This window comes from Chryseobacterium shigense (assembly GCF_014207845.1).
Lineage (GTDB): Bacteria > Bacteroidota > Bacteroidia > Flavobacteriales > Weeksellaceae > Chryseobacterium > Chryseobacterium shigense_A.
In genome coordinates this window covers 113,637-134,861 of record NZ_JACHLC010000003.1, presented here as the reverse complement: position 1 = coordinate 134,861, position 21,225 = coordinate 113,637, and the positions used below count along the sequence as shown (strand labels likewise).

Sequence of the window (21,225 nt, the reverse complement as noted above, 5' to 3'; positions counted from 1 at the left end):
TGTAGGAAAATATTTTTTTATCGACTTTTGCTAAAAGGATTTTAAAAAATTTCAAACCCGTTTTATTTTTTTTAAAATTAAAAAAAAACACAATAACATTAAAACACAACACATGAAAAAAAATCACTCTTTCAGTATGATGCAGTTCTCTGTTGCCTCATTTTTCATTACTTCTGAAAATTATTCTCTCAAAAATCTGATTTAAATTACATCGACTTATAGTAAGCAGCAGTAAATACTTTTTATTGTGAAATTTTGCTTTTTTTATTACAGGTTGGGATTTAATCCACTATTGTTTATTTCCGAACATCTTATAAGTCTGATAACCTATTTCAAAAACACTTTTAATTCTATACGTATGAAAAAAAAATCGACACTAAAGATTTTTGCTGCAGTACTTAGTATTGCATCGTCTCATGCATGGGCGACAGCAGCTGTCCCCTGGTATCATGAGACCAGTATTGGATTCAAATCTATGACACTTATCCCACCAAGTGTCTATGATCTGGATCCTCTTATCGTTGTTTCACAAAATGTGAACGAAAAAGGGCTTGTCGTTATGAGCGGACAGTTTTCCAAGCCTTTTACAGACACTAACATTCTCCTCTCCATTAAGTATCAAAACGCTCAGGGAGAATGGGTTATAGCATGGTGTAAGACACTCTATTCTTACAACCAATATAACGAAAACTTAAAAGCAACATTTGAATTGCCTGCTTCGGCAAGCCCAACTTACAATCTGAAAGTTGAACTAAGTTCTGACACAAACAATTTTACCAGTGTAGCGTGGAATAAAACTGTAGACCACTACAAACAGGGAGATTATTCCATCGGTAATTGTGAGCTGGATGAAAATGAGTATACCATGCTTTTAACCCCTAGAAAAGAAGGGACAATTACAACAGATGCCAATGGAAAAGCTACAGGAATTAAAGACAGGGTAACCTCAGCCTATTTCTGGAACAAACTGGGTAATGTTTTAATGGACAATAAAAAGAACGATGTAGTTTTTTCTCCTGCCAATCCATCAGACATCATTACAGAATCCAATGGTATTAAATCTGTAAAGCTTGTCAATACAGGGGCAATCAGTAATTCACTTGGCTCTACTCCTGAATTCATCTACAATGAAGCAGCCGGACACCCCATCCCCTATCTGTATAGCTATGATGATCCGGTATATATGTTTGCAGGTAAATTTTCTGCCAACGGGTTTTTCATGAAATTCAGTCAGTGGCCGGGAGAGCCTGATGGCCCCGGATATTTTAATTTCAAAGATCCGGCTAAACTAGAAAGCAGGTATTTCAACCTCTATAACAGAACATGGAAGAATCTATCTGAGATTATTCCTGACCAGGAGCCTGTAGTTATTGTATCCAGCCTTGCAACAGGTTTAAGAATATACAAAAGTGACGGAACCTTTATTGATTTAAATCCAAACACTACCAGTAATTATGGAGGTCCTTACTTTGGATATACCAATAGTCAGGGAGTCAGAAGAGGACCGGGATCTGAAAACTTAAGTATTTCCGATACTTCTGAAATGACTCTTTACGGTGTAGGAGCATTGAGAAATGCTGCTACAGCAAGCTATCAAACAATAAGATCATTACAGGATATTGAAAAAGAGGTTTCTAAGTTTATTAAATATACAGGTGTATTTGGAAATACAACAGCTTATAAAAATGATGCCTCAGAATGCTCTGTAAACTGTTTTACAATTAATCCGGGAGCACAGCCAACTCTTGTCGCAGACTGGACAAAAGCTCCTAACAGCTATATCTTCACAGGTAAAGACCAATACGGAGCCGCCGTAGACGGTTTATACATCCCTGTAAAAAAAGCTTACGAAATGTGGGCAAAAGGTGGTGATTTTATGAAGAATGACAGTGGCAATTACACACCTATCCCTCAGCAAGGTCTTGCAAAAGCAGGACTATACTGGGAAGATGAGCCGGGACTTATCAAATCCATTACTTTGGAAGGCACAGGAGAAAATGCAAGGATCAAAGTAATGATCAACAAAGTAAAAGAAGGTAATGCCGTTATTTCATACAAAGTTGATGACAAAATCTACTGGTCATGGCACGTATGGGCTACTGACGATCCAAGAACCAACGGAAGTACCTATCATCACGGCTTTGAAAAAGATAAGGACGGAAATGTGGTAACCAACTGGAAATGGATGGACAGAAACCTGGGTGCTACCAATGCTAATTTTGTTGGAAATGAATGGCATAAATCTCTGGGCTTACAATACCAATGGGGAAGAAAAGATCCGTTCCCATCATTTGGACTTAAAGATCTAAGCCTTTATTCTGTAAGTGGCGAAATCAATTTATCATATACTGACCCTGCTTTTCAGTCTAAATTTGTAAAAATAAGAGGAAACAGATATTCTGCTCAACGTAACACAGGTACTGATACACCAAACGGAAATATCAGATTCTCTATACAGAACCCGATCAGCTTTATTGCCACTCCTCTCTATGTTGCTAAGATTGGCGAGCCTTTATTAAATGATGGTGAAGACTTTTTACAACAAAACGCTAATGGTACATGGCCGCAGCCTGTAGGCATAACAAACTGGTTCTCAAAACAGAAATACAAACAGTATACATCTCCTTACCGTGAAGATATCGTTGCTTGGGATCTTTGGGGAGATACACGTCAGGGGAAATATTCCGATATAGACGATACTGCAGTTGGGGAAGCCAGTTCCAGATATGCATTGAAATCACCGTATGATCCTTGTCCGTGTAACTGGAGAGTACCTTCAAGCTACTTCTCTGGAGGAAGAAATTCCAGTACTCCGGAACCGAATGAAAACAGATACAGCCCTTGGGGAAAACATACCGGAAATACTATTGATCCGGAATTCAATGCTACTTCATTAAATGCAGATTATCCTGGTATAAAAATTTATCCTCAGTTTGGATTTGATTTTTCAGGAGTGGCGGGAATGAATTTAGGCAAATTCCCTATTAATGGAAATTATGAACTGTATCCTAATTCTACAAGCGGTTTAAAATATGGAACCGGCTGGGTAGCCCCGGTAATGGAATTCCAGGACCAAAGCGCGGACGGAGGATTAGTAACCTCTACATTTATAACAGCAACTGAAATGATCAATGGGGTACGACGTACTTCATTTGGAACCGCCGGATTAGCTCTGATTTCAGATCCTTTAAGTGCTTCCAAACCAAGACCGGGATGGCATAGATTTTCAAGCAGTGCACATTCTGGCGGTGGTGGTGTCCGTTGTATTTATGATCCTAACGCTGCTTTCATGCCGGCAGCATTTGAAACTGACTATGTTTATTCAGGAAGTGAAACGTATTCCACTGAAACTTTAAAATCATGGACCAAGCTTCCAAACAGCTATGTAGAGTATACCAATTCTGACCTAGTAACACCCAATCCAAACGGAAATAATATAGATCCAAACAGGGATAATGATAGAATTATTGATATTCCTTTAAGAAAGGCATATGCAATGTATAAACTCCATTTAAGTACGGACTTCTCTTTCCCTGCAGAGGGAACGAAAACCTCATCTGTAGTCTGGACCACCAATACCAGTCTGATCAAAACAATGGAGATTATAGGTGGAGACGGCCCTATAGAGAGCGCCATATTAAGAGTTACTTTAAATTCAAAAACATATGGTAATGCTGTAGTTGCATTCCACATGGGTAATGGAACATGGTCAGCAAACAAACATAGTGATCCGGTATTATGGAGCTGGCACATATGGGCACCAAGAACTGTCATTGCAAAGTATGATGTAGATCCTGAAAACGCTGGGAACGGAGGGGTTATTACTGCTAACCAGCAGTTTGTAGATCCTATGACCAGTGCAGGAGTTCCTATGAAAACTACCTTTATGGACAGGGATTTGGGAGCCAGAGATAAGTTAGTAAATGAGCATATTTATGAACCTTCCGGTTCCGTATTTGCATCAGGACTGGCTGCTCCTACTACAGCTAGCTTTCCTACAGGAAATCCCGCCACACTAGCCAGATTAGCTCAAATAAGTGAAAGTGGTGGTTTGCACTATCAATGGGGCAGAAAAGATCCATTACCAGTATTTTACAATCCGGGACCGTCTTATTACAACTATGGAACCAATTATGCTGCATATAATGTATTCAGACAAAATAATCCTGCCAATGCTTCTACCGGAGCAATACCTTATACAGCTAATGTACCTGAAACAGAATATTTAAATTCTTATACCCAGGCTTATCCTGCATATTCAGCTGCAGCTAATGTTTCTGCATCTGATTCAAAAGCGGATAAAATGAAGAAAGTATTAAAATACTCTGTTAATAATCCACTTAACTATTTATATCAGTCTGATGCTGCAAAATTAGACTGGGTTTCTGATGAGAATGGAAACATGCCGGAAAGATGGGGACATGCTACCGAAAAATCTGCATACGATCCATGCCCTGCAGGCTGGAGAGTAGTAGATCTTGAAAGTGTTTCCACCGGCATTATTCTTGGTAATTTTATTTCAAAAGGAAATACACCTTGGTTCTATAATAAGCAATTTAATAATGCTTATGGTATAGATCCGGGAGACATGAATGCAGTGGTGAAATATGAAAATTATGACCCGGCTAAATATAACTATATCGGTGGTACTCTATATGCCTATTTTTCAGGAAAAGGAGCCGTTGCTTATGGATTTATATTAAATAGACCAGAATACAATATAGGTTTATTTCCTAATACGGGTATAAGAGGTTTTAACGGAGGTAATGCGATGAACGATTATCTTAATGGCACCTCAGGTTTAAAGGCTTTCCAGTATTCTGGTATCTGGACATCCGCCAGCCAAGGTAGCGGAGGTAGCTCTTTAGGGATGTTATTTAAACCAACCTCCAATCCTTATTATTTCTTAACTCCAACCTTCGGTTTCCGTCCTCAGGCTGCAATGTCATGCCGTTGTGCTGAAATCAAGTATGATACTAATGGAAAAGAAATCGGAAGATACGAGCCGTTTGTACTTCCTGTTGCACCTACTGCTTTGGCTAAAGCAAAAGATGTTCTTTCAAAAGCCGTGATCAAGGAAAAAGTAGCTCAGAACAAACTTGAGTTCTTCCCGAATCCTGTGAAGAGTATGCTGCACATCAAAGGAAACGATGTAGCTAAAGAATACTACTATCAGATTTATAACTTGTCTGGCCAGTTAGTAAAATCAGGTAAATTTGAAAATGAACAAACTGACCTTTCTTCTTTAGTATCCGGCGTATATTTGGTAAGAATTAACAATTCTGACACAATAGCGAAGATCATTAAAGAATAATATAGTTGATGTGAAATCAGGAACCGCCTCAGTTTTGAGGCGGTTTTTTTGTATAATTGAGAATATTTTAATCTCCGTTTTTAATTTTATCATTTATAGTTTGTAATTTTAGCATAGCTTTTAAGTTTGAATTAAAAACATTTTAAACAAATTCATCCGGAAAACAGTAATTCTATTCATTTTAAATATGATTTTAAGCATATTTTAATATTAAATTTTGTTAAAGATGCCTGCCTTTTCGGCAAAAATTATATTTTTGCATGATTATTGATTTGATCTATTGAATTTGAAAATAATTTAAACGAAATAAATAATTGTAAACCTTTTAAATTTTTTAAATTATGTCACAATCGTACGAAGTTATTTTCGAAAACAACAGAAAGTGGGTAGAATCTAAAATTTCACAAGACCCGGAATTTTTTCATGAGCTTGCAAAAACTCAGAATCCTGACTATCTGTATATCGGATGTTCAGACAGTAGAGCCACAGCAGAAGAACTCATGGGAGCCAAACCCGGAGAAGTTTTTGTCCACAGAAACATTGCCAATGTTGTCAATACTTTAGATATGAGCTCCACAGCCGTAATTCAGTATGCTGTAGAACATCTTAAAGTAAAACATATTATCGTATGCGGACACTACAACTGTGGTGGCGTAAAAGCAGCGATGACCCCTCAGGATCTGGGATTATTAAACCCATGGCTGAGAAACATCCGTGACGTTTACAGATTACACCAGGCTGAATTAGACGCTATTGAAGATGAGGGCAAACGTTATGACAGACTTGTAGAACTTAATGTTCAGGAGCAGTGCATCAACGTAATTAAAATGGCCTGCGTACAGGAAAGATATATTATCGAGGAATTTCCTATTGTACATGGCTGGGTATTTGACCTGAGAACAGGTAAGATCATTGATTTGGAGATCGATTTCGAAAAAATTCTGAAAGACATCCAGAAAATCTACAACCTTACAAGTTCCGATTGGGTAATGAGCAGAAAAACAGATTAGTTTTTCTTAAAAATGAATGTAAAATGAAATTCTGGAGTATTATTGTATTGACCTTATTCCTAAACTTCACAGCACTGCCGGGCATTGCTGCCGTTGCAGGCTGGGATATAGCAAGGACCAATGTAATAATCAATGAAGAAGAACCACATTCTCACCCATCATCTTTTATTGTTTACGAAAAAACACTTCCGAAAACTCTGGACGTATTCGATTACGTGAAGTTTTCCGAACCAAACCTTCAGGGTGTATCTTTTGAGCTGATAGATGATTCCTTTCATCTGTCGCCCCTACTTACCATATTTTCTCCGCCTCCGGAAGCCTAATTTTAAGTACAGTTAGATTTTTTTACAGTATTCATATCAGCATTGATATTGGGTACGTGTGCTTTAAAATTAAATTTCCAATCTTTTATAATTGATGATCTGAAGCACAGATCAATCAGTTATAGTATTTTTCAAAAACATCATGAAAAAAACATCATTTATAGGAGGAATCAAGGAGAATTTCCCTTCCGGGCTCGTTGTATTCTTAGTAGCACTTCCGTTATGCCTTGGAATCGCTTTAGCATCAGGTGCACCCCCATTGTCCGGTGTCATTGCCGGGATAGTAGGCGGATTGGTTGTAGGATGTATAAGTAATTCAAACATATCCGTATCAGGTCCGGCAGCAGGCCTTACAGCCATTGTCTTAACTGCCATTACAGACCTGGGAGCCTTTGAACTTTTTCTTTGCGCAGGAATTATTGCAGGAATTATCCAGCTGGTTTTAGGATTTGTAAGAGCAGGAAGTATATCCAATTACTTTCCGAATAACGTTATTGAGGGAATGCTTGCCGCTATCGGTATCATTATTATTTTAAAACAGATCCCTCATGCCATGGGATTCGATAAAGATTACGAAGGACATGAATCTATCTTCGATAACGGCCTTAATTTCGGGTACTTTACCGAATTACTGGGAGCTGTACATGCAGGAGCCATTGTGGTAACACTGGTTTCAGTAGGTATTCTTATTGCCTGGGACAGAATTCCGGCCCTGAAAAGAATGAAAGTACTTCCCGGAGCACTGGTAGCAGTAGTGGCGGGAATACTCCTGAATGAGGCATTTAAACTATCCGGAAGCGCTCTGGCGATCAGTACACAGCACCTGGTTTCATTACCGGTTCCACAATCTCTGGATGATTTCAAAAATCTTGTTACGATGCCTGATTTTTCCGGATTCACCAATACCAAGGTATGGATTGTGGGTGCTACTATTGCCATTGTAGCTTCTATTGAAACGCTGCTTTGTATCGAAGCTTCAGACAGGCTGGATAAGCAAAGAAGAATTACGGATACCAACCTTGAGCTTAAGGCACAGGGAATCGGGAATCTGGTAAGTTCATTCATCGGAGGGCTGCCTATGACATCGGTAGTGGTAAGAAGTTCTGCCAATGCAAACGCCGGGGCCACTTCAAAACTTTCAGCGATGATTCATGGTGTACTTTTACTGGTATGTGTGCTGACTATTCCGTTCATACTCAACTTAATACCACTTGCCACACTTGCTGCCGTACTTATTCTTGTAGGATATAAACTGGCGAAACCTGCTACTTTCAAGCATTTCTGGCATTTGGGTAAATTCCAGTTCATCCCGTTTGTGGCTACGGTAGTGGCTGTAGTGGCAACCGACCTTCTTAAAGGAGTTGGGATCGGTCTGGCTATTTCCGTATTCTATATCCTTCAGGGAAATATGAAACGTGCTTATTATCTGAGCAGGGAAAAGCTGGATGATGCTGATGAAATCAACATAAAGCTTGCTGAGGAAGTTTCTTTCCTGAATAAAGCTGCCATCAAAAAAACACTGAAAAACATCAAACCCAACTCCACCGTAACCATTGATGCAAGAGGAACTTCATATATTGCCACAGATGTACTGGAGATGATCCAGGATTTCGCCAATATCAGGGCAAAAGAAGAAGATATTAATGTGGAACTTTTAGGCTTCAAAACTTCATATAAAGACTATGAAACAGATGAAGATTCCCACATTCTGGTTACCCACCGAAGAGCTATGTAAGCTCAATACAATAATTTTTAATTTAAAAAAAGAATAAATCAAACATATGAAAGCACATACATACGAAACTCAATCTACAATTACTCCTGAAAAAGCATTAGATTTTTTAAAAGAAGGAAACCAAAGATTTGTAAATAACCTGAAAGCCAACAGAGATCTTTTGGAACAGGTAAATGCAACACGTGAGGGGCAATGGCCTTTTGCAGTGGTTTTAAGCTGTATAGACAGCCGTACTTCCGCAGAGCTTATCTTTGATCAGGGATTAGGAGACGTTTTCAGTATCAGGATTGCCGGTAATTTTATCAATCAGGATATTTTAGGTTCAATGGAATTTGGCTGTAATGTTGCAGGTTCCAAACTTGTTGTAGTTTTAGGGCACACGAAATGTGGCGCATTAAAAGGCGGTCTGGACGCAGCACAAATCCAGGGAATGGGAATGGATAATCTCAACCATCTGATTAACCATTTCGACCCAATCATCAATGAAATCATTGAAGAAGGTGAAGAACGTTCATCAAAAAACGGGGTGCTTCTGGAAAGACTGAATCAGCAGAACGTAAAAAACGCAATTGAAGATATTCGTACACAAAGTTCAACACTTAAAAAGTTAGAAGATGAAGGTAAGATCAAAATAGTTGGAGCCAATTATGATGTTGAAACCGGAGTTGTAACCTGGCTTTAAGAGATAAAAGCCGGTACATTTTATCACACATATACAAAAAATCATGGTATAGTTAGATTGGAAATTGATTTTTAAAGTATACAGCAAGACCATTGGATTCTCCGATGGTCTTTATTTTTAACAGGAAGCTTAAAGATAATGTTGTTTTTAAGTCTTATCCATCTACTCTATTTCCCGTTGAATGCAGACATTGTATTATTGATACCCGCAAATACAAAAGATAAACCTGCCTTTGAGAACTTTTCAATTCTTTCCGGAAGTTTTTCAGATTCTTCTTCATTCCAGGTTCCCAGTACATAATCTACCTGGCGGCCTTCGGAGAAGTCTGCAGAGATCCCGAACCTCAGCCTTGCATAATTTGGGGTATTAAGCATCTCATTAATGCTTTTAAGCCCATTGTGGCCGGCATCAGAGCCTTTCATTTTCATTCTTAAAGTTCCGAACGGAAGAGCAAGATCATCGGTAATAATCAGTACATTTTCCAATGGAATATTCTCTTTCTGCATCCAGAATCTTACAGCATTTCCGGAAAGGTTCATATAGGTATCCGGCTTCAGAACGAAAACCTTCCGTCCTTTATACTTCCCTTCTGCCATCCACCCGAAATTGGTTGTATTAAATGAAACATCAAGTGTTTCTGCAATTTTTTCAGCTACTTTGAATCCTATGTTGTGGCGTGTATTTTCGTATTCAGGGCCTTTGTTTCCAAGCCCGACTATTAAATATTTCATTGAGAAATTTTTTGCAAAATTAAGGGATAAAAAATAAAAAAGCCCAATCTTATGAAGGATTGGGCGGGTATATTTTAAAGTTTCTTTTTAGAAAGGTTTATAAATGTAGTTTACACCATATCCTTTCGTCATATAAGTCTGCGGATCGTAGTTATAATTCGTTGTCCAGCTGATTGGAGAAGGAATAGGCGGTATAAGATCCGTTACAGATATTTTTCTGGGATTGTTCGGAGATAAAATATGACTTTCTCTGTCGTTAGATTCCGTAGATAAAAGTCTTGAAATTTTATATACTTTAGGAAGTAATGTAAACGGACTGATTGCAGTATCGTAAATCGTGAAATCGTATGCCAGTCTGGTTGTAGGTCTTCCAAATACTCCGGCAGCCATAGGACCGTAATTTCTTACTACTCTGGATACGTTATCACCTAAATAGGTATATCCTGTTTTGGAATAGCTGATATAAGCGAATGGTGTTCCGGAAACGTCCGGACCGTTTTGCATGATGATGGAATCCAGTTTAGCTGTAGAAGCGCTATACTTTAGATCGTAAAGGGTTTTTGTCTTTCTTAAAAGTGTCTGCGGCCCTGGAGCAGTTGCAGGCGGTACAGGTGCAGGTCTTCTGAAAACTGAACGGTTTTCAGAGATTTTATCCAGTCTGTCGTTTGGCCCGTAAGTAAATAGCTGGCTGTAGGAAACACTATCTTTATCCAGTTTCCCGTTTCCGTCAAGATCAAGGAATCCGTTAAAGGTAATCTGGCTTATTTTGTCACCGCTGTAGGCAATATCTGTAATGGAAGCACTATCCGTAATTACTTTTGTTACCAAAAGCCCGCTGTAGTGGTATTCCGCTAATGTATCTTTATCTGTAATTTCTCTGTATAATGCTCTTGGACCTGTCAGGCCTCCCGTATCGTTCAGATCCAATAACGGATCCCCGTCTTCGTCTAACATGTCTTTGCAGGAATGTATTGAAGAAAAACCTGCAATCAGTAAAATAAAGTAGAAAAGTTGTTTCATTTCCTGGTAATTGTTTATTTTTTCACAAATATAACTTTTTTTTGAACAAAAGTTATGTTTTTATTTATATTCCAATAAAACCGGTAATCAAATGGGTCTTATAAAGTTCTGTAAATATATTTAAGCGCCTGGTCTTTATCCGATACAGGATAATTGTAAGCATCATACAAATACGTCATAGGCGTATTTACTGCAGGTGCAGGAGTTGGCGGCATTACGTACACAGATGTTGGGTTGTTTGGAGAAATCCTGTAAAAGCTCTCCGGGCGAACCAGGCTCCATGCAGTAAAGAATGTTTTGGGAAGTGTAGTGTATGGGTTAACTTTAGAATCATAGTTCTGGAAGCTGTACAAAGTCATCTTTGCAGTAGCCATATTAGGTTCTCCTGTTCCCGTAAGGGTTCCTTTGGCACATTCTGCCTTGAAAATATTATCTCCGTTGTAAGTAAAAGTATTCTGTGTAAACTGGCTGTATGCTGAATTTCCCGCTACTTTTCTTTTTTCCATGATTTTCACAAGCTTTTTACCTGTGGCATCATAGGTAAAGGTGTAGTCGCTTACAAAAGAATCTATTGCCGCAGTAGCCGTACCGGTACATGTTGCACTATATACATTGCCTTTGCTGTCTTCACTTACACTAAAATCATAAGTCATACTTCCGGTCAGGCTCCCAATAAATTTTATTTTACTGATTTTATTATTGATATACGTTACCGTACCTGTATAATAATTATTGTTGGTTCCATCTCTCAGCATTCCTTTCTGAAAAGCAGTTCCGTTAAATGTATACTCTTCCTGTACATTATTGTTTAAGGTAATCTTTTCCAAAACTCTTGCCGGGGGAGTTGGTGTATTCCCATTTCCTCCGTTATTGGAGCTGGGCTCGAATTGATCTTCAGAAGAATTGTTACATGAAACCATCAACCCGAAAAATACTCCGGCAATGATTTTAAGAAGATAGTTTTTTCCCATGAAAAAATATTTTAGTGAGTTGACAAATATAATTCATTTTTTTGATGAAAACATTTACTTATTCAACAAATTAATAACAATCCGTATCTTTTAACAAAAAAAACCTAAAAACAAATATTTTCAGGTTGTTATTTATGACTTATTACGAAATTAGTATGGCTGCAGAACGGATGTTGTAAGAACGGACTGAGACATCTCGTTATTCAGAAAATCTGTATTTACCGCTCTTCCTATTCCCAATGTTCCGGAGTTCAGATTCCTTTTCGTACAGGCTACTTTTACGCTGTAATTGTTCTTGGGTGTAAGACCCGCAAGTGTTGCATTGAGATTGAAGATTTTATAGCTTCCTTCCGAACCTATTAAAACGTCTGTACGGACTGCTCTCAGTGTGTTATCTACAAAAATACCACATGCAAACCCTGTAGAAGCATTGTCATTTCCCGTTTTCTGGGCTGTAGTCTGAAAAGTAAACGCTACTTTATTTACAGCATTGGTAATAGAAAATGTATCCGAAGTTCCCGGCAGAACCGTCCATGCAGAAGTAATGGCCGTACCTTCGGTATAGGGAGTTGTAGCACCGTTGGGTGAAGAAAAAGACGCACCCGTCTGGTCGGCAACGGTATTCAGTGAAAATACGGACATACTTCCCTGCCCATCTGCAATTTTGATACTCTTCCAGTCATTCTCGTGTAATTCCGTGTTATTATGAAAAATAGTCCCAGCCACTCCGGCTGATCCTTTAAGCTGGTTCGTCCCACCGGTCCTGATTTCTTTCCTAACGCTTATATCTCCATTCACATCAAGCATACCGGCAGGATTTGAGGTATTCACACCCACCTGCGCATTCATCCATATAGCAAACAGCAGGGATTTTATGATAATAATTTTTTTCATGTCCGGATTAATTTATAATTGGGTTAAATACCTGCGGAATCTCATATACATCCACTTTCAGGGAAGACTGGGTAATAAAGCTGTTAATGTTGGTATCCGCATTGATTCCTATTGCCAGTACAACATCACTTGCCGTTCTGTATGAGGCAAGCCTTGAACAGGCCACACTTACATTGTGCTGTCCTTTGGAAAGATTGGTAACTATCCCGATCTGGTTATGGGTAATGAAAGTACTTGCTGCACTACTTGCTTTCAGGTTTCTCTGTCTGAGATTTACCAGCTTGTCGTCCACAAAAATACCGCATGCATAATCTATAGAAATATCAGGTGTTCCGTTTACAGGAAGATTTGCCTGTACCACGGTTTCAAACTGAAAATACGTTTTACTGTCTGTACTGAATACACTGATAGGCTGAGACAGGCCCGCAATTTTTTTGAATCCCGGAAGACTGGAAATATTCGCTCCTTTTGTAAAAGCTGTATTTTTAGCAGCAATACTGGAATGTTCATTATTGGTAAATTTTATTCCGGTCTTGTCTGAAAAAGAGTTGTTGAATATGAGATAAAATTTATTCGGTTCGTATTCGGGAATACGGAGCGACTTCCAGATGGGGGGATAGCCCTCTCCCTGGGAAACAAGAATCTGGTCGTTATTACCCTGGGATAAAGTATTGTCCATAACATTCAGGACACTTATTTTATCTCTGAAATTGATGTCTCCGTTAACGTCGAGTTTTGCATTTGGCGAATCAGTATTGATTCCCACCTGAGCAGAAAGAGACAGTCCTGCTGCCAAAAACAGGATCGAAATACTATGTTTCATTAATTAATTGCTTTTATAGGTAACGTATTCAATAACATCTATCTTCATGACAGATTCAAGGGTAAATGCATTGGAAACGGTATTGGTATCGGATACATTACGGCCTACCGTAAATTGGGAGTTAACATTGGATGTGTTGATTTTTCTGCACGCCACTTCAAGTTTCTGTGCTCCTACCGGAACATTCTGCTCCGTATAGTTAAGCGTGAAAATATAATCCTGAATCCCAGATTTTTCTGTATTATTGTTTGAAACAACTTTGTCAGGGCGTACTGCCACCAGCTTTCCGTTCCTGAAAACCCCACATGTAAAAGTAACGGACTGGGAAGCGGCTGCATTCGGGGCCTTCATCTCTATTCCTGTCTGGAACTGATAAGTAAGCCTGTTCTTCCCGTTCTTGATAATAAAATTATTCTCAAGTCCGGTAATTTTAGACCATTTACCTTTTGAGGTATCGGCAATATCATCTCCAACATTGTTTTTATAAATATTATCTGCTGCAATACCATCCGAAAGATCGGTAATTCCTGCCTGGTCTGAAGATAAATATGAATTGATAAGCTTGTACTGACCTTCTTCCATAAAGGAAACATTCAGTGATTTCCAGACCGGAGGCAATCCGTCTCCCTGCGAAACCAAAACCTGTCCGTTCAGTCCTGCATTCCCTATTTGGGCAGATGTTCCGCCTACTCTGAGTTCTTTTCTTAAAGTGGTTTTCCCGTTGACATCGAGAATAGATTTGGGAGAAGATGTTCCAATTCCCACCTGCGCGTAACTATGGAGGGATAAAAATCCGGCCGCGCAACCATACATAATTCTTTTCATAATGAAGGCTGCAAAGGTATGAATTAAAAATATAAAAAACCATTTATATCCATCTAAACACATATAAATAAAGCGATTATGTTGTAAAATTAATCGTACAGAAAAGTAGAATTATTACTACAAAATATCATTTTTCTTCCTGTTTTACCCGGCATACATCTTCCAAACCCAATATCAGAAGCCGATTCCGTATTATTTTTTCTCATTATTCCGTGATTTTAGAAATTATCTTCCTGTTTACCTCAGGATAGCCTTTTTTAAGTTACACATTCAAAAGGTCAAAAAAAAGATCCGGAAATTACAATTTCCGGATCTTTTTTATTTCAGATTAAAATTCCAAACCACTTATTCTTTTAGTTGTGTCCGATAATTGTTTTTAAAAGAATATTAACTTCATCCACATTTTTCACCTTTTCTTTTCTCATCATCAGCAGATTTCCTTCTTTACCTATCTTTTCCTTAAGCTGGGCCTCCGCAGGATTTTGTGTTAAATAACTAATGATATGCCTGAATCTGTCTGTCTGATAAAACTTATCCTGAGGATTCGCAGGGAAATATCCTAAAAATATACCATTCTTCATTACAATCTTTTCAAATCCTATTTCCGCAGCAAGCCATTTCAGCGCAACACTTTTTAATAAATTGATGGCTTCTTTCGGTAAGGCTCCGAAACGGTCCATCAATTCAAGTTCAAACTGATGAAGATCCTTTTCATTATTAATCTCTGCAATTTTCTGATACAGCAGCAATCTTTCTTCCGTATTGGAAATATAGAAATCCGGAAGCATCAGCTCCAGGTCGGTATCAATATTGACATCTTTTACGGATTTGAACAGCTTCTGCCTGTCTTCTTCATTATCAAACAGATTTTCAAAATCTGCATCATCTTTTAATTCTTCCAGAGCCTCCTGCATCAGCTTCTGGTATGTTTCAAACCCCATCTCATTAATAAAACCGCTTTGTTCAGCACCAAGAAGATCTCCTGCACCACGGATCTCAAGATCTTTCATAGCAATCTGGAAGCCGCTTCCTAAATCAGAGAACTGCTCAATGGCTTCAAGACGCTTCCTGGCATCAGAAGTTATCATATCATACGGAGGCGTAATGAGGTAACAGAAAGCTTTCCTGTTGCTTCGCCCTACCCTTCCTCTCATCTGGTGCAGATCTGCCATTCCAAACTTTTGGGCATCATTGATAAATATTGTATTGGCATTGGGAACATCTACTCCACTTTCAACGATTGTTGTGGAAACAAGAACGTCGTATTTTCCTTCCATAAAATCAAGGACATTCTTTTCCAGCTGTTTGCCTTCCATTTGTCCGTGCCCTGTAATAACCCTTGCATCCGGTACAAGTCTCTGGATAAGTCCCGCAATATCTTTCAGGTTTTCTATCCTGTTATTGATGAAATATACCTGTCCGTCTCTCTGAAGCTCATAAGAGACAGCATCCCTCAGGGTTTCTTCATTAAAACCGATCAGCTGGGTATCAACCGGCTGCCTGTTTGGCGGTGGTGTTTTTATAACCGAAAGATCTCTTGCGGCCATCAGGGAAAACTGAAGCGTTCTCGGGATCGGTGTGGCAGTCAATGTAAGGGTATCTACATTATTCTTTAGTGTTTTCAGTTTATCTTTCACTGAAACTCCGAATTTATGCTCTTCATCAATAATGAGCAATCCCAGATCTTTGAACTTTACAGAGGTGCTTACCAGCTGATGTGTTCCGATGATGATATCTACTTTGCCGTTTTTAAGACCGTCTAAAGCTTCTGATTTTTGCTTGGCTGTCCTGAATCTGTTTACATAAGAGACATTTACGGGAAAATCTTTCAGCCTTTCCTTGAAGCTCCTGTAATGCTGAAACGCCAGAATAGTGGTAGGAACCAATACAGCAACCTGCTTCCCATCTGTTGCCGCTTTAAATGCTGCACGGATCGCAACTTCTGTTTTCCCGAAACCTACATCTCCACAAACCAGCCTGTCCATAACCGTTTCCGCCTCCATATCACGCTTTACATCAATGGTTGCTTTTTCCTGATCCGGAGTATCTTCATAAATAAAACTGGCTTCCAGCTCATTCTGCAGGTAAGAATCCGGTGTATAGGCAAATCCTTTTGCTGTTTTTCTTTCCGCATACAGCCTGATAAGGTCAAAAGCGATCTGTTTTACTTTTGCCTTTGTTTTCTGTTTCAAAGATTTCCAGGCCGGAGAACCTAATTTGCTCAATACAACTTCTTTTCCGTCCGGACCGTTATATTTTGAAATTTTATGCAGTGAGTGGATACTTACATATAATAAGTCCCCGTTTTTGTAAGTAAGTTTAAAACATTCCTGGATTTTCCCGTCATTGTTTACCTTGACAAGCCCCATGAACTTGCCAATTCCATGGTCGATATGGGCAATATAGTCTCCAATTTTCAGGGACATCAGGTCTTTCAGGGTTAACTGTTCGGATTTTGCAAAGGTATTTTTCGCTTTATACCTTTGATAGCGGTCAAAGATCTGGTGATCCGTATATACTAAAAGCTTGTGGTCATTATCTACAAAGCCTTCGTGTAATTCGGATTTAAAACTTTTAAAAGGAAGCTCATGCTCCAGCTCTTCAAATATGGATTCAAGTCTTTCTTTTTGTTTTTCTGTAGAAAAAGAGATCCAGGTATCAAAACCTTCATTCTGCTTTTCCTCAATATCTTCTATCAGCAATTCAAAATTCTTGTGGAAAGAAGGCTGTGGAAGCTGTTCAACTTTTATTTCGGTAACTTCTTTAAGCCCTTCAATAGTAATACCTGCAAAATCAACTGTTTTAAATTTTTTGAAATCGAATAAAAAATCCTGATCTGAAATAAAAAGTTCCTGTGGTGTTCTGTGGGCAATATCTTTACTTAACGTTTCATATTTCTCCAATGATTTCTCATAAAAAGCCCTGATCTTCTGCATCCCGACAGCTCCGTTTCTGGATACAACACAACTTTCTTTAGCCAGCAGCTGAAGCAATGAAACCCTGGTTCCGGATACTGAAAAGTTCATATTGGAAACCAGTTGAAAGTCTTTTATTTTATCTATGGAAAGCTGTGTTTCAATATCAAAGGTCTTAATACTTTCCACTTCATTCCCAAAGAAAGTGATACGGTAAGGCTTTTCATTGGAATACGAAAACACATCAACAATTCCACCCCTTACGGAGAATTCTCCCGGTTCAGAAACAAAATCTGCCTGCTGGAAATTATAGTGATTCAGCAGTTCATCCACAAAATCAAAATCCAGCTGGTCTCCCACTTTTATATGATGCGAAATGGCTTTAAAGTCTTCTTTTTTCAAAACTTTTTCAGAAAGCGCCCCTGCATAAGCCACAATAACTTTAGGTGATTTTCCGGAATTGATCTTATTCAAAACCTCCGTCCTGAGTACAAGATTGGCATTCTGTGTTTTCTCTACCTGGTACGGCTCAAGGTGAGTTGCCGGGAAATACAGTACCTTATCCTTTCCAAGCAGGTCTTCCATTTCGGTATTGGCATACAGCGCATCTTCCTTATCATCCACCAGATAGAGAACGGTTTTCTTTTGCGTTAAAAAGAGTTCAGCAACAAAAATGGAAACTGAGGACCCTGCACTTCCTCTCACGGAAACATGCTGACTTTTTTCTAATTGGATGAAGATTTCTTTTCCAAACTCTTTCTGAAGCAGATCGGGAAGAAATTTTTCGCGGATAGGTTTTAGCTGCATAAGTAGTAACGATATAAACGACAAAAGCGATTTCGGGAGTATTCCGAAACCGTTTGATTAATACAAAGATATGGATATTTTTTTTCCTTCCGAAATTTCAAATTGCCAAAAATATAATTAAAAACAACATATACATACCCAAATCTTAATTTTTTACCAATTTATTTAATTTAAAGTTAAAAAAATACCATTATTTCGGCATGGCACAGTGTTTGGCAATTCTACCCTATCGAACTTTAAAGAAATAACATTATGAAAAAAGCAATCAAAATTTTAGGACTCTTTATGCTGGTCTTTGTAACCGCATTATCATTTACATCGTGCAGTGATGACGACGATCCTGTAAACAATGACTTCTTTGCAGGAACTTACAAAGGAAGCATTTCTTACAATGACGGATCTACCAATAACAGTACAGACAATGGAAGTGTATTTGTAACCAAGATCGCGAGCGGTACAAAATATAATTTTGCATTTTCCAACGGTATTCCGGATCTTAACGGAGTAGAATTTCAGCAGCAGGGTGACCACACCCTTGTAATGGTAGGATCCAGCGCTACCTCTTATATAAGAATTGACAATAATGAATTGAAGATTCTGTATATCAAGGACGGTAAAACCTGGACTGCCAACTGTACACGTTAAATCAACTATTCATCATTATAAAGAAAGCCTGCTTCTTCAACGGAAGCAGGCTTATTTTGTCTTAAAGATTCTTGTTTAAGTTTTTTTTAAGCAGTAATAAACTTTAGTTAAGTATTAAAAATGCAGATTTTTCAGCCTGTTTTTTGTATACCTTTACTTAAGAAAAATAAACAGTACATCTCATGAAAAAATTATTAACAGCAATGTCACTGGCCCTAGGACTGGGATTTGCAACCGCACAGCAGACTGCTCCGGCAAGTACTGCAGCATCTCATCAAACTACAAAAACAGTAAAAGCTCCCGAAGCTAAAACTGCAAAACCTGCAGCAAAGATGAAAAAGGACGGAACACCCGACAAAAGGTATAAAGAAAACAAACATCTTAAAAAAGACGGTACTCCAGACAAAAGATATAAAGCAAGCAAGTAAACTTTAACATATAGTTGTTATTTTCATAATCAAATTTCGAAGAAACCGGTGGAATATTCACCGGTTTTTTTATGGCATCCTGTTTAAAATGATTTCATATTCTATACTTATTTATAAATTTGAGGCATGTTAAACTTCTTCAAGAAAAATGCGGCATTGATCTGGGCAAAAAAACATGTCCGGAAAACCGGGGAATTCAAAAAAAACTCAGTGAGAAATCAGGAAGCTCTTTTGCTGTCCTTAGTAAAAACAGCTCAGAAAACCCTTTTCGGAAGGGAACATGATTTTGAAAATATACAATCTGTTAAGGAGTTCCAGGATAAGGTTCCCGTTGCAGATTATGAAGATCTGAAACCTTACATCGAAAGGGTAAAAAAAGGACAGGCCAATATTCTCTGGACCGAAACTCCTGAATATTTTGCAAAAACTTCAGGCACAACTTCAGGCTCGAAATATATTCCGATCTCAAAGGAAGGAATGCCGTTTCAGGTTGCGGGAGCCCAAAGCGCACTGTTTCATTATATTGCAAAGAAAAATAATGCAGATTTTGTGAACGGAAAAATGATCTTTCTCCAGGGAAGCCCTGAACTGGAAGAAGTCTTTGGCATAAAAACAGGACGTCTTTCAGGAATCGTAGCCCATCATATTCCGGCCTACCTTCAAAAAAACCGTCTTCCGAGCTGGAATACCAATATTATGGAGGATTGGGAGGCCAAAGTTGACAAGATCATTGAAGAAACGGAACATGAAAACATGACGCTTATTTCAGGAATCCCGCCGTGGCTGATTATGTATTTTGAGAAACTTACTGAGAAACACGGAAAGAAGATCAAACAGTTATTCCCCAATCTGCAGCTTCTTGTTACCGGGGGCGTCAATTATGAGCCATACCGGGATAAAATGAATGAACTACTGGGCGGGAAAGTTGATATTATCCAAACTTTTCCGGCATCTGAAGGATTTTTTGCTTTTCAGGACGACTATATGAAAGAGGGGCTGCTTCTTTTAACGGATCACGGAATTTTCTATGAATTTATTCCTCTGGAAGAATACGGTAAACCCAATGCCAGAAGATTGACTTTAAAAGATGTAGAACTCCACAAAGATTATGCACTTATCCTTACCACCAATTCAGGTTTGTGGGCTTATTCAATAGGTGATGTTGTAAGGTTCATAGATAAGGAGCCGTACAGAATCCTGGTAAGCGGAAGAACGAAACATTTCACGTCTGCCTTTGGAGAGCATGTAATCGCCTTTGAAGTTGAAGAAGCCATGAAAGCTGCTTTGGAAAAGCATCCTGCACAGATCACGGAATTCCATCTTGCTCCACAGGTAAATCCTAAAGAAGGACTTCCGTATCATGAATGGATGATAGAATTTGAAAAAGAGCCTGAAAATTTAGAGTTATTCAGAAATGAACTGGACCGCCAGCTTAGAGAGAGAAATACATATTATGATGATCTCATTACGGGAAATATTCTTCAGGTGCTTCATATTACCGGACTAAAAAAGAATGCTTTCCATGAGTATGCAAAATCCCAGGGTAAATTGGGAGGCCAAAATAAAATACCCAGACTTGCGAATGACAGAAAAATTGCAGATCTATTGGAAATTTACAAACTTTAAAGATATTTTTTCAATTCCAAAAACATATATTCGAAAAAAATTATAAATTTGAAAAAATAAAAAATAATAATGAAAGCATCTGTACTGTTAAAATCATCTTTACTCACATCTTTATTTGTAATTTCATCCTGTGCCACAACAAAATACAGCGAAGATGTTTCTAAAAACAATTATTCTAATCTTCAGGCTGGAAAAATGTACGTTGTTTCCATGAAAGATGGTTCTCCAAAGCAGAAAATGCTGTTCCGAAATATTGACGGTGATAACCTGATAGGAACCACAGGCAAAAAAGACAGTACAGAAGTAATTATCCCGAAATCCAATGTAGCTGCCGTAAAAGACAGATCCAAAGCGAGAGTAACAGCAGGTGCAGCCGTAATTGGTGCTGCGGGTGTTGCAGCTATCGTGATCAGTTCACTGAGGGCAGACTAAAATAGATTTTATCTTTCGGGACCTATTTGATTTATCATTTAAAA

At 38.5% G+C, this 21,225-nt stretch carries 16 protein-coding genes; 9 read left to right on the top strand and 7 right to left on the bottom strand.

Annotated elements, in window-relative coordinates; all coding sequences use genetic code 11:
* The first annotated feature begins 358 nt into the window (after nt 1-358).
* From HNP36_RS13365 to HNP36_RS13345, 5 genes are all read left to right on the top strand, one after another.
* Nucleotides 359-5,314, top strand: a complete 4,956-nt coding sequence (locus HNP36_RS13365) for a T9SS type A sorting domain-containing protein (protein ID WP_184164429.1) — start codon at nt 359-361, stop codon at nt 5,312-5,314.
* 341 nt (nt 5,315-5,655) lie between these two features.
* Complete coding sequence (locus tag HNP36_RS13360) at nt 5,656-6,324, top strand: carbonic anhydrase (protein WP_184164426.1); 669 nt, start codon at nt 5,656-5,658, stop codon at nt 6,322-6,324.
* 23 nt (nt 6,325-6,347) lie between these two features.
* On the top strand, nt 6,348-6,647 hold the full coding sequence (locus HNP36_RS13355; protein WP_184164423.1) for a hypothetical protein: 300 nt from the start codon (nt 6,348-6,350) through the stop codon (nt 6,645-6,647).
* 142 nt (nt 6,648-6,789) lie between these two features.
* Complete coding sequence (locus HNP36_RS13350) at nt 6,790-8,382, top strand: SulP family inorganic anion transporter (RefSeq protein ID WP_184164420.1); 1,593 nt, start codon at nt 6,790-6,792, stop codon at nt 8,380-8,382.
* Between the two features lie 46 nt (nt 8,383-8,428).
* Nucleotides 8,429-9,064 (top strand): carbonic anhydrase, encoded by a 636-nt coding sequence (locus tag HNP36_RS13345; RefSeq protein WP_184164417.1) that lies wholly within the window; start codon nt 8,429-8,431, stop codon nt 9,062-9,064.
* A 167-nt stretch (nt 9,065-9,231) separates the two neighbouring features.
* Here HNP36_RS13345 and pth read toward each other — a convergent pair whose 3' ends face one another.
* The 7 genes from pth to mfd all read right to left on the bottom strand — a co-directional run bounded on the left by pth (nt 9,232) and on the right by mfd (nt 18,050).
* Nucleotides 9,232-9,795, bottom strand: coding sequence for an aminoacyl-tRNA hydrolase (gene pth, locus HNP36_RS13340; RefSeq protein WP_184164414.1), 564 nt, complete (start codon nt 9,793-9,795; stop codon nt 9,232-9,234).
* Nucleotides 9,796-9,882: 87 nt separating this feature from the next.
* A complete protein-coding gene (locus HNP36_RS13335) occupies nt 9,883-10,815 on the bottom strand; it encodes a hypothetical protein (protein WP_184164411.1) in 933 nt (310 codons plus the stop codon).
* 98 nt (nt 10,816-10,913) lie between these two features.
* Complete coding sequence (locus HNP36_RS13330; protein ID WP_184164407.1) at nt 10,914-11,786, bottom strand: hypothetical protein; 873 nt, start codon at nt 11,784-11,786, stop codon at nt 10,914-10,916.
* A 150-nt stretch (nt 11,787-11,936) separates the two neighbouring features.
* Complete coding sequence (locus tag HNP36_RS13325; protein ID WP_184164404.1) at nt 11,937-12,680, bottom strand: hypothetical protein; 744 nt, start codon at nt 12,678-12,680, stop codon at nt 11,937-11,939.
* Nucleotides 12,681-12,687: 7 nt separating this feature from the next.
* On the bottom strand, nt 12,688-13,503 hold the full coding sequence (locus tag HNP36_RS13320) for a hypothetical protein (RefSeq protein ID WP_184164401.1): 816 nt from the start codon (nt 13,501-13,503) through the stop codon (nt 12,688-12,690).
* A gap of 3 nt (nt 13,504-13,506) precedes the next feature.
* The gene (locus HNP36_RS13315) at nt 13,507-14,328 is read right to left on the bottom strand and encodes a hypothetical protein (protein WP_184164398.1); all 822 of its coding nucleotides are present in this window, start codon (nt 14,326-14,328) and stop codon (nt 13,507-13,509) included.
* 353 nt (nt 14,329-14,681) lie between these two features.
* A complete protein-coding gene (gene mfd, locus HNP36_RS13310; RefSeq protein ID WP_184164395.1) occupies nt 14,682-18,050 on the bottom strand; it encodes a transcription-repair coupling factor in 3,369 nt (1,122 codons plus the stop codon).
* 252 nt (nt 18,051-18,302) lie between these two features.
* Here mfd and HNP36_RS13305 point away from each other — a divergent pair, with 252 nt between their 5' ends.
* From HNP36_RS13305 to HNP36_RS13290, 4 genes are all read left to right on the top strand, one after another.
* Nucleotides 18,303-18,695, top strand: a complete 393-nt coding sequence (locus HNP36_RS13305) for a hypothetical protein (RefSeq protein WP_184164392.1) — start codon at nt 18,303-18,305, stop codon at nt 18,693-18,695.
* A gap of 182 nt (nt 18,696-18,877) precedes the next feature.
* The gene (locus tag HNP36_RS13300; RefSeq protein WP_184164389.1) at nt 18,878-19,123 is read left to right on the top strand and encodes a hypothetical protein; all 246 of its coding nucleotides are present in this window, start codon (nt 18,878-18,880) and stop codon (nt 19,121-19,123) included.
* A 126-nt stretch (nt 19,124-19,249) separates the two neighbouring features.
* Nucleotides 19,250-20,749, top strand: coding sequence for a GH3 auxin-responsive promoter family protein (locus tag HNP36_RS13295; protein ID WP_184164386.1), 1,500 nt, complete (start codon nt 19,250-19,252; stop codon nt 20,747-20,749).
* Nucleotides 20,750-20,818: 69 nt separating this feature from the next.
* Nucleotides 20,819-21,181 carry a hypothetical protein gene (locus tag HNP36_RS13290; RefSeq protein WP_184164381.1) on the top strand — a complete coding sequence of 121 codons (363 nt, stop codon included), beginning with the start codon at nt 20,819-20,821 and terminating at the stop codon, nt 21,179-21,181.
* Nucleotides 21,182-21,225: the final 44 nt, after the last annotated feature.

What these genes read in the sequence shown, in the direction of transcription:
- HNP36_RS13365 (WP_184164429.1), top strand. Translation starts at nt 359, where the DNA reads ATGAAAAAAAAATCGACACTAAAGATTTTTGCTGCAGTACTTAGTATT.
- HNP36_RS13360 (WP_184164426.1), top strand. Translation starts at nt 5,656, where the DNA reads ATGTCACAATCGTACGAAGTTATTTTCGAAAACAACAGAAAGTGGGTA.
- HNP36_RS13355 (WP_184164423.1), top strand. Translation starts at nt 6,348, where the DNA reads ATGAAATTCTGGAGTATTATTGTATTGACCTTATTCCTAAACTTCACA.
- HNP36_RS13350 (WP_184164420.1), top strand. Translation starts at nt 6,790, where the DNA reads ATGAAAAAAACATCATTTATAGGAGGAATCAAGGAGAATTTCCCTTCC.
- HNP36_RS13345 (WP_184164417.1), top strand. Translation starts at nt 8,429, where the DNA reads ATGAAAGCACATACATACGAAACTCAATCTACAATTACTCCTGAAAAA.
- pth (WP_184164414.1), bottom strand. Translation starts at nt 9,795, where the DNA reads ATGAAATATTTAATAGTCGGGCTTGGAAACAAAGGCCCTGAATACGAA.
- HNP36_RS13335 (WP_184164411.1), bottom strand. Translation starts at nt 10,815, where the DNA reads ATGAAACAACTTTTCTACTTTATTTTACTGATTGCAGGTTTTTCTTCA.
- HNP36_RS13330 (WP_184164407.1), bottom strand. Translation starts at nt 11,786, where the DNA reads ATGGGAAAAAACTATCTTCTTAAAATCATTGCCGGAGTATTTTTCGGG.
- HNP36_RS13325 (WP_184164404.1), bottom strand. Translation starts at nt 12,680, where the DNA reads ATGAAAAAAATTATTATCATAAAATCCCTGCTGTTTGCTATATGGATG.
- HNP36_RS13320 (WP_184164401.1), bottom strand. Translation starts at nt 13,503, where the DNA reads ATGAAACATAGTATTTCGATCCTGTTTTTGGCAGCAGGACTGTCTCTT.
- HNP36_RS13315 (WP_184164398.1), bottom strand. Translation starts at nt 14,328, where the DNA reads ATGAAAAGAATTATGTATGGTTGCGCGGCCGGATTTTTATCCCTCCAT.
- mfd (WP_184164395.1), bottom strand. Translation starts at nt 18,050, where the DNA reads ATGCAGCTAAAACCTATCCGCGAAAAATTTCTTCCCGATCTGCTTCAG.
- HNP36_RS13305 (WP_184164392.1), top strand. Translation starts at nt 18,303, where the DNA reads ATGAAAAAAGCAATCAAAATTTTAGGACTCTTTATGCTGGTCTTTGTA.
- HNP36_RS13300 (WP_184164389.1), top strand. Translation starts at nt 18,878, where the DNA reads ATGAAAAAATTATTAACAGCAATGTCACTGGCCCTAGGACTGGGATTT.
- HNP36_RS13295 (WP_184164386.1), top strand. Translation starts at nt 19,250, where the DNA reads ATGTTAAACTTCTTCAAGAAAAATGCGGCATTGATCTGGGCAAAAAAA.
- HNP36_RS13290 (WP_184164381.1), top strand. Translation starts at nt 20,819, where the DNA reads ATGAAAGCATCTGTACTGTTAAAATCATCTTTACTCACATCTTTATTT.